Genomic DNA, 14779 nt, shown 5'->3' with positions numbered 1-14779 from the left:
AACACCTCGCCCCAGCATATCTCGATGGAGCAATGGTTGGGTGCCTGCCGCACCTCAGGCTGAGAAAGAAGCGACACTGCAAAGCAAACGGCGGAACGCTTGAAAATGTCGATCCTCCGAATCGTGATCGATCAAAGGAAACCGTTCGTTTCCGCTTCGCCATCCAAGCCATCCAAGCCATCCAAGTCGTCATACGATGGTTCTTCAAACGGGGCTTCCTCCAACCTTTGAACTCGGAAGTCGTAGACATTGAACACCATTGGGATGCCTGGTGTTTGGTCAAAGCGGCGTGAACTAGCACACCCGACCTGGAACAGCCCTTCTGTGCGAAGAGGCGTTTCCCGCTCGTGGAGTTGCTCCCCATCAACAAGAATTCGGTAACCGCGACGACCGATGTCCAATCGCAGGTGCCGTGTTCGTTGCTTGGCCTCCTTCAAAATCCATTGACGAAAGATAGGAGTTTGCCCCCACTTTTCAGGCAGCTCGTCTGTCAGCAGAAATTTGCCACCTGGTGAGAAACGAATCTGCGTGCCACGAAGCTCATTGAACAGCCCGCTCCTTCCATCCGGACCACACAGCAAGCTGACCCCATGCGGCGAATTGGGTGCTTCAATGAACGTCGCTGTGATCTCGTAGCGCGCAGGCAATGGGTAACGAATTTGGTTCCGAAGAACAAATGTGTAATCCAACCAGTCCGTCGCCACGCGAAATCCGCCGGGGACATTAGCGATGTCATCCAACGACTCGTTTCGCTCATCGATCGGCGTATCGACCGTGTCGGCTTGGACTGATTGATTCCGCACTACGCCTTCAATGTCGAGTGCGAGCTGAGCAGCTTCTCGTTGGCACTGCGCACTGGATCGTAGTTCGACGCTTTGTGGCTTACCGATTGGAGTGAAGCTGGCGGCCAGTTCTTCGGTGGTAAAATGTATCAATTCGCCTCGATGAAAGCGTTCCAACAAATTCAGCTGCGTCCGTCGATGATCCAAAACACGTTTGGCGTATGCCCGCTTTGACGCAAGTTCTTCGTCTGACAGTCCAGGAAATCGCGATGCCAAGAAGTCTGAGTTGTCGAGCCAAACGGTCTGCAGTTCATCCAAATTCGCATGCAAGGCCGAAGTGTTTCTGTCATTCAATCGCTCACTGTTGAAGACCAGTTGCAGGTGGATCGGCATCCACAACAGGTAGGCCGGCCCATCGGCCATCTGGCAAATGAAACGCACCTCCGCCTCATCCATGTTGAGTTTTCCCCAATTGATGTCTTGGCTGCGATCGCCCAGCACCTCCAAGAACTCAGCGACCTCTTTGAACTGGCCCGCTTCCCACAGAATTCGCATGGCAAACTCGGCACTCAGTATGCCGCATCGAAACTTTCGGTTGCACTGAAGATGTGTCCTCCAAGCATCGATGGATCGTTTTGCCCACATCACATTGGCCGGGTCGTCCACCATCGTGACATCCGCTGTGTGCCTGGTGAGATAATCTTCCATGATACGACCGGACTGCATGCCGACGATCCCGTCTTCGGTCTTCGTCTCCAGACATTTCATTGCGAAACGTTTTTGCAGTTCTTCGCTTCCGCCCCAACGAGGCATCAGCGCCAAACTGTAAGTGCCGTAGACGCTTTGATGATCAATGTGCCCACTCAGTGACAACCTGAACCAATGATGCACCGACAACGGTGTGCTGCCATTCGCCATTTGTATATTCAAAGGCCGACGAGCCAACAACGCCAACTCCGGTCGCATCAAATAAGCCTCGACGAAATGCGACGAAGCGATGGTCGCAAATTTGTCAAACAACTCCATCGCCGAAGCATCCGTCTCTGAGACGAACTTCGTGCCACGATGATCAAACGCGACTTCACGAAACAGGTCTCCAACGACCAGATGAACCGCATACGCGGGAACGCTCGGCTCATCAGCATTGACCAATCCCTTGACCAAATCCACTTGAGCCGCCGCATTCAAATGTTCCAGCGAGAGTGACAACAACGTCAGACAGGTGTGATCACGTCCGGTATTCGGTTCTCTTTTGGACGCTTCCTGCCACGCCGCGGGCCATGAGGAAAGAAACCGCCGAACAGCCGCATCGTACCCATCCGATTTTTTGTCCTTGGCGTGGAAACGCAACGCATCGGTGTGGACGAATGCGGCGAAGATTGGATCAAACGAGTCAGGCGATTCGGCGATGCGATCCGACGCGGTTGTCACGCGTTTCCACTGATCCTCTTCGGATATGCTGGGATCTGCCTTGAACAGCGTGAACAAGACAATTGGATCCCCATCAGCTTCCGCCGCTTTCACCCTCTCGAGATCATCCTCCGGAGGAGGGTCAAAACGATACGCGTCCGACAAACACTGACGAAGTGCCGCTCGAATGCCCGATACGTCTTCAAGACGTTGGTTGCGTTTCGAAAACCGCGTCAACATCAAGTCGACATCCGCCATGAACTCATCGACCAAGTCCGAGTACTGGACAGGCGGTTGATCACCAACGAGCGGCGCGTTGAATACATCGAGCAACGCCGTCTTCAGGTGCGGGTCAACTTTGGCACGAGCCTTCACCGCATCGCGGAGCCGCGTCTTTTGAGTCGCTCGATCAATTGGCACTCGCTCCAAGCACGCCACCATTTCTTCCGACTCCAGCTCGCGCTGAGTCAACTTGGTACTGTCCCGATACTTCATCAGCTCGGCTTGCAGTTTCATCCGCTCGACCATGTTGGCTGACGATGCCGCTGATTCAGCCAGTCGGCTCTGCTCCGCTTGATAGAGAAACAGACCGATGCCGGCGACCACGACCGCACACAGCAAGAAGATGCCCAACAAGATTTTCAACAGAAGTCGACTCTTTGTCTTGCTGCTTGTTACCAACTCCACTTCCGACATGCCAAACAATCCCGCCTGCGTTCGATGTGCCCATGCGGCGGTGTTGTTCTGTCACTGACGTCGAAGATTCGTCTTCAACGTCGGCATTCAACACCCCGCGAACCGAAGGCTAGTCTAACCCAACGCGAGCACTTGGGTGGCAGGAGGCCCCCACCAAACTGAGATTGGAAGGAGTTTAGATACTGCTAGGCAAATGATGGCTCAGCAACAGCTGTCGCCGGAGCAACAGTCGCTTGCCGTTGGCAGGGCGAAGTTTTTGGGCTTTGCGTTTGCATCGCTGGTGTAAACGGCGAAATGATCGGCGATGGTTTCTCGCGAGGCAGCTGCCGCCAAATCATCGGTGCAAACCTCGCCACGCGTGTACATCCGCCCCGCGTCATCGCAGACGTATTTGAACGGCCCACGATAGACCCGTTGGCAACCGTCGATGGTTCCTGCGCCATTCAAATCCTGACCTTCCACTAGTTCCTCCTCGGGGCGAGTTGCGATCACGGTCATCGAACGAAACGCGATGCCTTCGACGACCCGCCAAGGCTCCAACTGCAACGCAGCGATTTGGATGTCCTCAAATCCGGCGGATTCAAATGCCTGCAAGAAAGCGGCTTGCTGATACGCACCAGAGATACAACCGCTCCAGAGTTCCGGATCCGCTTGCATTTCTTCCGGCACTTCCTCGTCACAAACGATATCGCTGATGACCGCGCGGCCGCCGGGCCGCAAGACTCGAAAGATTTCATCGAACAACAGTTCCTTTTCATCCGCGTCGACCAAGTTCAGCACGCAATTGCTCACGACCACGTCGATCGACTCGTCATCGATCATGGGCGACTCGCGCCGTTGCTCGGCAAGGTAAGCCTCCAACGCACGCAAGCTGGCGTCGTCACTGACCGGACGCTCGGCGAGGTAACGCTGAACTTGATCGCGATCGATTGCGAGGTCTTGGATTTTGCCTTTGCGGAACGAAACGTTGTCGTAGCCGATTGCTTCAGCCACTTTGGGTTGCGACGCACGAGCCAATTGCAACATGTCGTCGTTCATGTCGACGCCGATGACCCGTCCTTCGGCTCCCACCACCTGCGATGCAATGAAACAGATTTTGCCACCGCCGCTGCCCAAATCCAACACAGTCTCGCCCGGTCGAACATGTTTTGACGGATCACCACAGCCGTAGTCGCGGTCGATCACTTCCTGAGGAATCACCTTCAAATATTTCGCGTCGTAATCGACCGGGCAACACAGTTCTGCTTCTCGTTCTTGGGCGGCTTGCGCGTAACGCTCGCGGACAGCGGCTTCGACGTTCAATGAGGACATGTTTCTAAATGATCAAAGGTGAAGAAAGAACGAGAAGTGATTCAAAACAAGGTTCCGGCAGCGTCGACCATCGATGGAAAGCGAACGCGAAGCCAGCTCGACGATCAATCCAACAACGCACCGCCACAACCACTGCCGCTGCCGGCGGTGCAGCCATAACAATGATCCGCCAGAGCAATGCGTTGGTCCAGCAGTTCGTCCAACGAATCAATCGACCAGATCGAACGTGGTTGATTGGACAGCTCGATCATCTGATTGAAATCACAATCAAAGATTTGACCGTCCCAGCTGATCGACACCAACGAGCGACACATGACTTGCGCGGCGGCTCGGGCATTGAAGTTTTCAGACAAAAGTTTCAGGTAGTCGTCCAGCAGGCCGCGTTTCTGTAGGAACTGAGCATAGCGGCGAATGGGAATGTTGGTGATCGTCAGCAAATTGCCGAACTCGATGCCATACCGCGCCGCCAATTCACGTCGGTAATCGGCTTCCAGTTTCATCTGATCCGGTGGCAAAGACGGTCCGGTGGGGTTGTACACAAGATCCAAGCGGTGCGTGGAACTGCCTTGGCGGTAACCCAGCTGATTCAGTCGCAACAAACCTTCGATGCTTCGGCCGAACACCCCATCGCCTCGCTGCCCGTCGACATTGTCTTCCAAGTAACACGGCAACGATGCCACGACATCCATTTCGTGTTCCGCCAAGAACGGAGCTACCCATTCATATCCAGGCTGACTCAGGATCGTCAGGTTGCAACGATCGATCACTCGCAAACCCGATTCGCGAAATGTCTTGGCCATGCGTCGAAAATTGGGATTCATCTCCGGTGCACCGCCAGTCAGATCAACGGTGGTCAGGTTCGAACAACCTTCGACCAACTCCAACAACCGATCCGCCGTATGAGCATCCATGTTCTCGCGTTTCTTGGTCGGGCCTGCGTCGACATGACAGTGCGTGCAGGTTTGATTGCAAAGTTTGCCAAGATTGATCTGCAACTGATCCAACCGATTGCGTCGCAGCATGCCGCCGTCGATTCGAGAAGCAAACGTGGGCACCACTCCGGTGGGTAGGCCTTCATTCACAATTGGCAGCAAACTCGTCACTCAGAATTCCTTCGCGTTTTCGACTGGGTGGATTCGGGCAGAACCGGTCGCTTCGACTCATCGCTGAACCGTTCACCAAAGTGAGCCACGGGGTGCCAAAGTGAGCCTCGGTGTGATTGACCGCCGGATACACCGTCCGGCATAGGTCATTCAATTCACACAATCGGACAGGGAGTATCGGGCAACGACAACAGCGTAGATCGAGCACTGTCACCCGAGGCGTTGTTTTGAAACCATTGCAGCGGTCACAACGTACAAGATGACCACTGAAGTCCTATCCCCGTTGATGCAACAAAACGGTAGGATGAAGAAATCACGGTATGGGGAACCGGCCGGTTGTGCGTCGAAGCTCGTTTTCGCGATTTGCTTGCAAAACGATTTTCCCTGCAATTGATTGGTTTTAGAGGCCGCGAGAGTCACCTTTCGCAGTCTTGTGGGTGACTTGTGGCGTACGGTTTGCGTAAGGAAACATCGGGTCGAAAGATTCGCCAGTTTGACAGTCGGTCTGGTTTAAGGGACGGAGAATATGTACGAACGGTTTACTGACCGAGCCAGGAAAGTCATGCAATTGGCTAACCAAGAGGCTCAGCGATTCAATCACGAATACATCGGCACCGAGCACATTTTGTTGGGTTTGGTGAAAGAGGGCAGCGGCGTGGCTGCCAACGTGTTGAAAAACCTGGAGGTGGATCTGCGAAAAATCCGCCTCGAAGTGGAGAAGTTGGTGCAGAGCGGGCCTGAGATGGTGACCGTGGGAAAACTGCCCCAAACCCCGCGTGCGAAAAAAGTCATCGAATACTCGATGGAAGAAGCACGCAACCTGAACCACAGTTACGTGGGCACCGAGCACATCCTGCTCGGATTGCTGCGTGAACAAGAAGGCGTCGCGGCTCAGGTCCTGATGAACTTGGGATTGAAGCTGGAAGACGTTCGCGAGGAAGTTCTGAACTTGCTCGGCCACGGATTGGAAGGTGCCGAAGTCGGCGAACGCGGTGGACGCGGCGGCGACGGGGAAGGCAGCAGTGGCGGAAGCGGCAGCAGCAAAAGCGGCAAGAGCAAGACTCCCGCCTTGGACAGCTTCGGTCGCGATTTGACAGAACTGGCCAAGAAAGGCGAGTTGGACCCGGTCATCGGTCGCGAACGAGAAATCGAACGTGCTATCCAAATTCTGTGCCGTCGTACCAAGAACAACCCTGTATTGCTCGGCGAAGCCGGTGTCGGGAAAACCGCCATCATCGAAGGCTTTGCACAGCGTGTGATCGGCGGAGAAGTGCCGGAGATCCTGGCTGAGAAACGCATCGTCGTGCTGGACTTGGCGATGATGGTCGCCGGTACCAAGTATCGCGGTCAGTTCGAAGAACGCATCAAAGCCGTCATGACGGAAGTGCGTCGCGTGAAGAACACCATTCTCTTCATCGACGAACTTCACACCCTGGTCGGTGCCGGTGGAGCAGAAGGCGCCATCGACGCGGCCAACGTGCTCAAGCCAGCCTTGGCTCGTGGTGAGATCCAGTGCATCGGTGCGACAACGCTCGACGAGTACCGCAAGTACATCGAGAAGGACAACGCTCTCGCTCGTCGTTTCCAGGAGATCATGGTCGAACCGACCGGCAAAGAAGAAACGATCGAGATCCTCAAAGGTTTGCGAGAACGCTACGAAGAACACCACCGCGTGCAGTTCACCGACGATGCTGTGGTCGCCGCGGTCGAGATGAGCGAACGCTACATCACCGCACGTTGCTTGCCAGACAAGGCGATCGACGTGATTGATGAAGCGGGTGCTCGTGTCCGTCTTCGCACCATGACTCGTCCACCAGACTTGAAAGAAATCGACGAGCAAGTCGAAACGCTGAACAAGGACAAAGAAGACGCGGTTGCCAACCAAGACTTCGAAAAGGCCGCCAACCTGCGGGATCAAGCTGAAAAGCTTCGCAAGAAGAAAGAGCAGATCACCCAAGAATGGCGTGAAAAGAGTCAGCAAACCGATGGCGTCGTCGATGAAGAAATCATCGCGGAAGTCGTCAGCAAGATGACCGGCATTCCATTGACTCGATTGTCGACGGAAGACTCGCTGCGCCTGTTGAAGATGGAAGAAGAACTGCACAAACGCGTTGTCAGCCAAGACCAAGCGGTCACGGCCGTCGCGAAAGCAGTCCGTCGTAGTCGTTCGGGTCTGAAAGATCCCAAACGTCCAACCGGATCGTTCATCTTCGCTGGCCCAACTGGTGTCGGTAAAACGTTGCTTGCCAAGGCGCTCGCGGAATACATGTTCGGCGATTCGGATGCACTGGTGCACATCGACATGTCTGAGTACATGGAGAAGCACAACGTCAGCCGTCTGATCGGTGCGCCTCCCGGATTTGTGGGTTACGAAGAAGGTGGTCAGCTGACCGAAAAGATTCGCCGTCGTCCTTACGCGGTGGTCCTGTTCGACGAAATCGAAAAGGCTCACCCAGATGTCTTCAACATGCTGCTTCAAGTCATGGAAGAAGGACGTTTGACGGACTCGTTCGGTCGCAACGTGGACTTCCGCAACACGATCTTGATCATGACCACCAACGCTGGTGCGGAAGCGATCAAGAACGAATCGGCATTCGGTTTCCAGAAACCCGATGGCGACGCGAGTTACGACTCGATGAAGTCTCGTGTGATGGATCAGATCGAACGCGTCTTCCGACCTGAGTTCCTGAACCGTTTGGATGACACAATCATCTTCCGTCACCTGACGACCAAGGACTTGAAGGGTGTGATCGACTTCGAACTGTCGAAAGTTCGCGAACGCTTGTTGGAACGTGGTTTGGCCATCGACCTGAGCGACGAAGCCAAGGAATTCCTGATCAAAAAGGGAAGCAACCTGGACTACGGTGCTCGTCCGTTGCGTCGTGCCATCGAGCAACGCATCGAAGATCCACTCGGCGAGGAATTGCTGCGTGGTGCATTCGAGGGCAAAGACACCATCGTCATCGACGTTCACAAGGACGACAGTGGCAAGATCACACGTCTGAACTTCGAAGGCGAAAGCCGCGGTTGGGCGGAATCGAAGTCCGAAGAGGAAACGGTTCCGGCATCCGGTGGCGACGACAAGTCTCAGTCGGACGAATCCTAGTCCACCGAGAATTGAATCAACGAGCCTCGGCGAGTCCCACTCGCCGAGGCTTTTTTTGTGCCCGGGCGTATACTGTGGCGACCTTCATCGACCGAGAAACGATGGAGTCGCAACGGAACAGCCCGCCGGCGCACCACGTCCACTCCATCCATTTCCTGACCAGACCAGCACCACGTCGTGACCGACTCGAACACTTCCGCCACCTCGCCCCATGAACCAGCCGAACGCGGATCAGCGCCGCGGACATCTGCATCGTGCGACTTGTGGATTGAATCGCTCGGGCGGACCCTTGAGTTAGAAGATTGCTTTCATCGCCTTGCCGGCATGAAACATCGACTTTGGTTTGACTCGGTTTCGGACCGCCAACACAATCGTGGGCGCTATTCGTTTTTCACCGCGGATCCAGTCGGCTGGCTTCACAAGACCATCGACCAAACCGATTCATGGCCAGAACTGCACCGGTGGTGTTCGCGTCTGCCCAGCCACGGAATAGTCGCGAATGCTGAATTAGCGCAGACGCAGTCCATCGAACTCCCGCCGTTTTGCGGCGGGCTGGCGGGCCTGATCGGCTACGAAGCCGCTTGGTGGCTGGAACCGAGCGTCCGCATGCCAGCCGACTTTTCGGCCGAGCATCCCACCACCGGCATGGCGATTGGCATCTACGACTGGACGATCGCTGTCGATCACGTCACCGGACAGACATTGCTCATCTGCAACGGTTTGAACGCAAAATTGGAATCGAATCTTGGCCGTGCAAAACAACGCGCTCATACCATTCGGCAATGGCTTGAGCAGAAACCTGACCAAGAACCGCGATCAAGAGCATCGTTAACGTCAGCAAGCTCGCTGATGCCATCGCAGGAAGCAAGCAAATCCTGTCCCTCTCCAACACTGAAAAGCAATTTCACCGAAGAAGGCTACCGCAATGCCGTGGCGGAGATCATCGCTCGAATTCGTGCGGGTGACTCATTCCAAGTGAATCTGTCTCAGGCTTTGACACATCCTGCGACCTGCTCGGCAGCCGAACTTTATCAGCGACTACGCCAGACCAATCCCGCGCCTTACGCATGCTTCTTGGACCTGGGATGCGAGCAGATCCTCAGTTCTTCTCCCGAAGGCTTCCTGCAGGTTCGCGACCGGAAAGTGGTGACCCGGCCGATCAAAGGCACCGTGCCTCGAACCGGCGACGACATCGAAGACGAACGTTTGGCTCAGGTTCTCGGAGGCAGTGCGAAAGACCGAGCAGAGAACATCATGATCGTTGACTTGATGCGCAACGATCTCTCGATTGTTTGCGAAGATTCCAGCGTTCGCGTCACCGGTCTTTGCGAACTCGAACGCTACCAAAGTGTTCAGCATTTGGTCTCGACCGTCGAGGGACAACTGCGAAACGGCGTTGCCATCAGCGAACTGCTGGCGGCCTGCTTCCCCGGCGGCAGCATCACCGGTGCACCCAAAATCGAAGCGATGAAAACGATCGCTCGTTTGGAAGGACAACCCCGCGGAGCCTACTGCGGCAGCATGGGCTACATCAGCGTGACCGGCAACGCAGACTTCAACATACTCATCCGCACGGTCACTCAACGAGAAGGCCAATGGCACTTTCCCGTGGGTGGCGGAATCACCTCACGAAGTGACCCGCAGAATGAGCTGGACGAAACATGGACAAAAGCACAAGGCATGCTCCGTGCAATTCAGGCGACGACTTCCGATGAACCTCGCAACTGACGAAACAACTCCCTTATCAAGCGGCCGATATGAATGGCTGAGTAAACAGCGGATCGGTCACCTCACCCTCGTCATCGCAACGCTTTTCATTCGAAACCAATGACGTGAGGCTCGCACGGACGAACCTCATTCGGCTTTCTTGGTGTATTCGATCTTCATCACCTCGGTCATTTCGCCTTCGGTTTTGCCGGGAACCATCATGGTTAGCACACGTTGTTTCCCGGTCATTTGAGTCACCGATGTTTTCTGCAATATGGGTTTTCCGTCGGGCGTTTTGGCATGAGTCGTCCAGTGAATGGTCTTGGTGTCGGCATCTAGCTCACCCTTCATGGTCGCAGCGTAGGGTCCGTGGTCGACGATTGTTCCCACCAGTGATTTCTGGTCGAGGTCGTAACCAATGATGCTGTGCACTCGCACCTCTCGATCTTGATACGTGGTGACCAAATCGGAGGCGATCCAATGCTGGCCAAATGGCCGATTGGTCTCGGTGCCGGCAAATTGGATCGACGGTTTGTCCTTTCCATTGGGCCAGACTTCAACCGACACGTCCCATTCCCCCACCATGGCTCGCAGGGCACGCAGTTCTGCTGGGGTCGACTTGCCATTGCCTGCGGGTTCGTCATTGGCTGAAACAGTGGTTCCGGCACTGTAGACGCCACAAGCGAGCAAAGCGGTCGCGAAGAAAAATTTGCGAATCATCTGAAGGTCTCAATCGATCAGGACGGACGAGGGAACTGGCTGGACAGTTTACTTCCGCCTACTTCGCGAATCCGGCGATTCAACCGGTCGCCTCGAGCTCCGCCGCCAGTTTTTCGCGGAAGATCTTACTGTTATGACGAATATCGACTGGCAAAGGCCGATTTCGAATGACAAACCGGTCTAGCCGCTGAGTCAGTGGATTGCGAGCCGCCCGATCACGTAAACGCTGTTCTAATATCTGCGACCGTTGTTCATCGTCGGCCACCGTCAGATCCACCGGCTGCACGACCAGGACGGGCTGCTGATTTCCCGCGGGACCGACACCGACCAACGCACACTTTTCGACTTGATCATCAACATTGAACACGGACTCACAAGGGATCGTGAAAAACGTTCGGTCAGAGGTGACCACCCGGTGAGCCTTCCGTCCACAGAACCAAAAACGATCTTGCGAATCGAGGTAGCCAACGTCGCCCATGCGATGCCAAAAGCTTTCCACTCCATTCGCTGAATCGAAAATCTTGTGCGCCGCATTCTGATCCGTTCGTGTCACGTATTGTCGCGTCACCATCGGTCCTCGAACGATCAACTCGCCAATCTTTCCGCGAGGCAATTCTTGCGTTTGCTCCATGTCGCCGATGGGGCCATCTTCGATCGCGATGATCTTCCAGTCCACGCCTTCGAACCTTGATCCCACGCAGACGCCTTTGCCTTTGGCAGCCGCCGGTCCCGTTTCTGTGATCACCACTCGCGATTCGATCGAAGCAATCGGCAAAGCCTCGGTTGCGCCGTAAGGTGTTTCGACACGAGCGTCTTCGTGAACGAACTGACGCAATGATTGCAGCGTCGCCGCGGGCACGGGGGCTCCCGCTGACAAGACCCGTTGCAGGGTTGGAAACGGTCTCCCCACCGCATTGGCCTCACACCAGCGGGTGACGGTTTTCCAAAGAGCCGGTGAACCAAACGCCTGATCCACCTCCCATTGTCGTGCAGCCTGAATCAACTTTCGCGGATCCACGTCGGCGGGTCGAGTGGGATCCATGTCGGGAATGATGGTCGTCACTCCCATCACAGCATCGAACAATCCAAACAATGGAAAACAGGCCAAGTCGCGAGAGCCTTGACGGATTTCATAGCGATCGCGAATGCGGTCAATTTGGGCGTGGAACGTTTGATGCGTGTAGGCAACTCCTTTGGGCGGCCCCGTGCTACCGGTGGTAAAGATGACCGCCGCGGGATCAGCGGTCTGCACATCAGGCAGCACCTGATCGCCGTGACGTTCCCCCAGCTCCAGAATCTGCCGCAGTGTCTTGCCTCCCCAAAACCACCGACGCCCGACCGTCACGTTGTGCTTGGCGTTTGGAAATTTGCCACGCAAGATCGTCCGAATGGCTTGAGCCTTGGGGATGCCCATGAAACCATCGGGGTTCACTTCTTGAAGGCAACCGATCAGGTGTTTGCGATCCATGCCTGGGTCGATCAACACCACGACCACGCCGGCTTTCATCATCGCAAAGACCAACTCGATGAACTGAGCTCCAAACGGGACCAAGCTCACCAAACGCATTCCGGGCTGAATGCCGCTCGCCAGCAGACCACGAGCGATTTGAGTGCTGCGTTCGTCGAGCGTTTTGAAGGTCACCAGTTGATAATCGCGATCGGATCCGTCTCGCTTGATCGGTCCGGCCGGTTCCGCGATGGCGATCGCTCCCGGCAAAATCTTCGCAACCGCGGTCAACCGCGAAGCGACATTGCCTGATGCCCGATCGGTTTCCGCGCGCAGACGCGTGGACTCTCGGTTGCAGGGACCTTCACTCATGACTGCTTCACCAATTCCTCAATGATTTGATCCGCGATGCGAACCGGGACGACCTTCTGAGCCCCTTTCCAACCGGGGATACCGTTGACTTCGATCAATTGCAACTCGCCCGTCGCCGACTCGATCCAATCGACGGCTGCAAACGTCAGTCCCATGTCGCGACACAACAAACGCGACGCGGACTCCCACTTCGGCAACAACTCCACTCTTGTACTCTGGCCTCCACCGCGAACGTTGGTCCGGAAATCGTTTTCGCTGGTGCGACGAACGGCATGAGCATGATCACCGACGATCAATACCCGCAGATCCACTCCGCCGGGCCCAACAAACTCCTGCAGATAACAAACCGCATCCATCTGAGTCAGCGTCGAGAACACCGTCCAAGCCAACTCGGTATCCCGCAGACGCATCACACCCCGCCCTTCGCCACCGAAGATCGGTTTGACGACCACGTCGCCCCCTAGTTGTTCAAACGCCTCCATCGCCGCCGTTCGCGACTGCACCACCTGGGTCCTTGGCGTCGGCAGTTCCAATCGGCGAGCGAGTGTCAACGTGGCAAATTTGTCGATGGCAAGTTCCAAACCTCGCGGAGAATTGATCACACGAGGCCCAGTTTTCGCCGACACCAGATCGTGCAGCACCGCCAATCGAAACGTCACCTGTTCCAACGATCCAGCCGGCATCGTTCGCGTCAGGATAGCGTCGAATTGCGAGAGGGAGACTTCGCCTGCCGTTTCTCCATCGCCGCGATAACACCAAGCCGTCGCATGCCCAGCTTGGCCCGTGCTCAGATGATTCGCCTGGTCATTGGAGGCGGCGATGTGACCACGCAAGGACTCGTAGTCGGCAAACAAAATTTCCGCGTCATGCCGAGTCGCGGCTTCGCTCAGCTGAGACAAATGCCATCCCAGCTTGAACGACGTTTCATTGGATCGGCTGATTGCCGGTTGCCGAGCAGCGTCTCTGCCTCCGAGAACCAATATTCTCGGTCGACTCATAGCGAGAAGGATTCTCGCAAGACATCAGGCATCAATCGACCATGACGCCATGATTTGCCACTGCGGAGCGAATGCATCGTCACCACAGCCGGGCTGAACAGCATGGGGTCGACTTTGTAGAAGTCGTAGTCGTATTGCTTGAAGATCTGAGCAAAGGGTTTGCCGTGATCATCAGAAGATTCGCTTGGCACCTTTGCCGCCACATCGGCAATCGCATCGTCATCCGCATCGACCCACAATGTGACGCGAGCGCCATACAGCATCGCATCGTTGGTTCGACCGATGCCTTGGATGGTGTCGCCATCTTTCGCGGGCGGAGGCAGCGGCGCATTGCCATGTGCTGATACCACCGCGGTCACATCGAAATCCAACGCATGCAGCTTATGAAGCGCAGTTTCGACGCTACGAGCCACCACCTGAGCACTGCCTGCCAAACTGGTGCTGGGTGCGATCGCCAAACACAAACGATGGGTCGTGACGCCGCATTCATTCGCAATCGTTTGAATCACGTCCTCGGTCGGCAACCGATCAGCCTCCAAAACTCCCACAGCGAAATCGTCCTCCGTCGCGGGGCGTGCGAGCTCCAGGTGTTCCAGCATCGCTTCTTTCCCACGCAACATCCGCATGGGGCCGCTGGCCATGGCAAAGAAGTCATCCACCGACACGGGCCAACCGGCGTACTGCCCCGCCAAACAAGCCTTCACCGGATGGTCAGTCCGCACAGAAACGCTCAGGTCGACCACATCGTTGGAATCTTTCGCTGAGTAAGAAATGTCGGCGAAGTCGCCCATGCAAAGCCGAGCCAATCCAATTCCCGCTTCGAGCGACCCCAGGCAATTCACCCCTGCATCCAACACGCGAGCCCCACCGATCGTGACGCGATCGCAATTCATGCGAGGCGCAGCGTCCCAAAGCTCGTCAAAACACCGAACCGCCGATCGACACAGGTCGGGACTGGGAGAGTTTTCGCGATTGAGTCGGGGAGCATCGGTATTCATGTCCACAATCTAGCGACCCACCGGACAATTGACGATTGGCCCTCAAGCGATCCAAGACGGCGGACCGATGCTCAAAATGAACATTCAAGCAAATCAAATGCAGTGAATCCGCGCAGCCCTCAAGCGAAC

9 protein-coding genes are annotated in these 14779 nt (G+C 55.7%); 2 read left to right on the top strand and 7 right to left on the bottom strand.

Annotated features, from left to right (window positions below):
• Positions 1-131: 131 nt before the first annotated feature.
• From LOC70_RS18155 to arsS, 3 genes are all read right to left on the bottom strand, one after another.
• Entirely contained in the window at positions 132-2888 is a 2757-nt protein-coding gene (locus tag LOC70_RS18155) for a hypothetical protein (RefSeq protein WP_390889054.1), read from the bottom strand.
• Positions 2889-3089: 201 nt separating this feature from the next.
• On the bottom strand, positions 3090-4190 hold the full coding sequence (locus LOC70_RS18150) for a methyltransferase domain-containing protein (RefSeq protein WP_315857312.1): 1101 nt from the start codon (positions 4188-4190) through the stop codon (positions 3090-3092).
• Between the two features lie 113 nt (positions 4191-4303).
• On the bottom strand, positions 4304-5302 hold the full coding sequence (arsS, locus tag LOC70_RS18145) for an arsenosugar biosynthesis radical SAM (seleno)protein ArsS (protein WP_230255401.1): 999 nt from the start codon (positions 5300-5302) through the stop codon (positions 4304-4306).
• Between the two features lie 526 nt (positions 5303-5828).
• Between arsS and LOC70_RS18140 the strand changes: the two genes are divergently transcribed.
• Positions 5829-8408: an ATP-dependent Clp protease ATP-binding subunit gene (locus LOC70_RS18140; RefSeq protein ID WP_230255400.1), complete on the top strand. Its 2580-nt coding sequence runs from the start codon at positions 5829-5831 to the stop codon at positions 8406-8408.
• Between the two features lie 261 nt (positions 8409-8669).
• Positions 8670-10136: an anthranilate synthase component I family protein gene (locus LOC70_RS18135; protein WP_255716431.1), complete on the top strand. Its 1467-nt coding sequence runs from the start codon at positions 8670-8672 to the stop codon at positions 10134-10136.
• A gap of 126 nt (positions 10137-10262) precedes the next feature.
• Here LOC70_RS18135 and LOC70_RS18130 read toward each other — a convergent pair whose 3' ends face one another.
• From LOC70_RS18130 to mch, 4 genes are all read right to left on the bottom strand, one after another.
• Entirely contained in the window at positions 10263-10835 is a 573-nt protein-coding gene (locus LOC70_RS18130; RefSeq protein WP_230255398.1) for a DUF1579 family protein, read from the bottom strand.
• Between the two features lie 79 nt (positions 10836-10914).
• On the bottom strand, positions 10915-12654 hold the full coding sequence (locus LOC70_RS18125) for a fatty acid CoA ligase family protein (RefSeq protein ID WP_230255397.1): 1740 nt from the start codon (positions 12652-12654) through the stop codon (positions 10915-10917).
• Positions 12651-13652 carry an ATP-grasp domain-containing protein gene (locus LOC70_RS18120; RefSeq protein ID WP_230255396.1) on the bottom strand — a complete coding sequence of 334 codons (1002 nt, stop codon included), beginning with the start codon at positions 13650-13652 and terminating at the stop codon, positions 12651-12653. Before LOC70_RS18120 ends, LOC70_RS18125 begins: the two co-directional genes overlap by 4 nt.
• Complete coding sequence (mch, locus tag LOC70_RS18115) at positions 13649-14650, bottom strand: methenyltetrahydromethanopterin cyclohydrolase (protein ID WP_230255395.1); 1002 nt, start codon at positions 14648-14650, stop codon at positions 13649-13651. Before mch ends, LOC70_RS18120 begins: the two co-directional genes overlap by 4 nt.
• Positions 14651-14779 lie beyond the last annotated feature (129 nt).

It is taken from the genome of Rhodopirellula halodulae (assembly GCF_020966775.1).
GTDB classification, from domain to species: Bacteria; Planctomycetota; Planctomycetia; order Pirellulales; family Pirellulaceae; genus Rhodopirellula; species Rhodopirellula halodulae.
Note: the sequence above shows the minus strand (reverse complement) of the source record. Positions and strands in the feature narration are given on the sequence as shown.

What these genes read in the sequence shown, in the direction of transcription:
- LOC70_RS18155 (WP_390889054.1), bottom strand. Translation starts at nt 2,888, where the DNA reads ATGTCGGAAGTGGAGTTGGTAACAAGCAGCAAGACAAAGAGTCGACTT.
- LOC70_RS18140 (WP_230255400.1), top strand. Translation starts at nt 5,829, where the DNA reads ATGTACGAACGGTTTACTGACCGAGCCAGGAAAGTCATGCAATTGGCT.
- LOC70_RS18130 (WP_230255398.1), bottom strand. Translation starts at nt 10,835, where the DNA reads ATGATTCGCAAATTTTTCTTCGCGACCGCTTTGCTCGCTTGTGGCGTC.
- LOC70_RS18125 (WP_230255397.1), bottom strand. Translation starts at nt 12,654, where the DNA reads ATGAGTGAAGGTCCCTGCAACCGAGAGTCCACGCGTCTGCGCGCGGAA.
- LOC70_RS18120 (WP_230255396.1), bottom strand. Translation starts at nt 13,652, where the DNA reads ATGAGTCGACCGAGAATATTGGTTCTCGGAGGCAGAGACGCTGCTCGG.
- mch (WP_230255395.1), bottom strand. Translation starts at nt 14,650, where the DNA reads ATGAATACCGATGCTCCCCGACTCAATCGCGAAAACTCTCCCAGTCCC.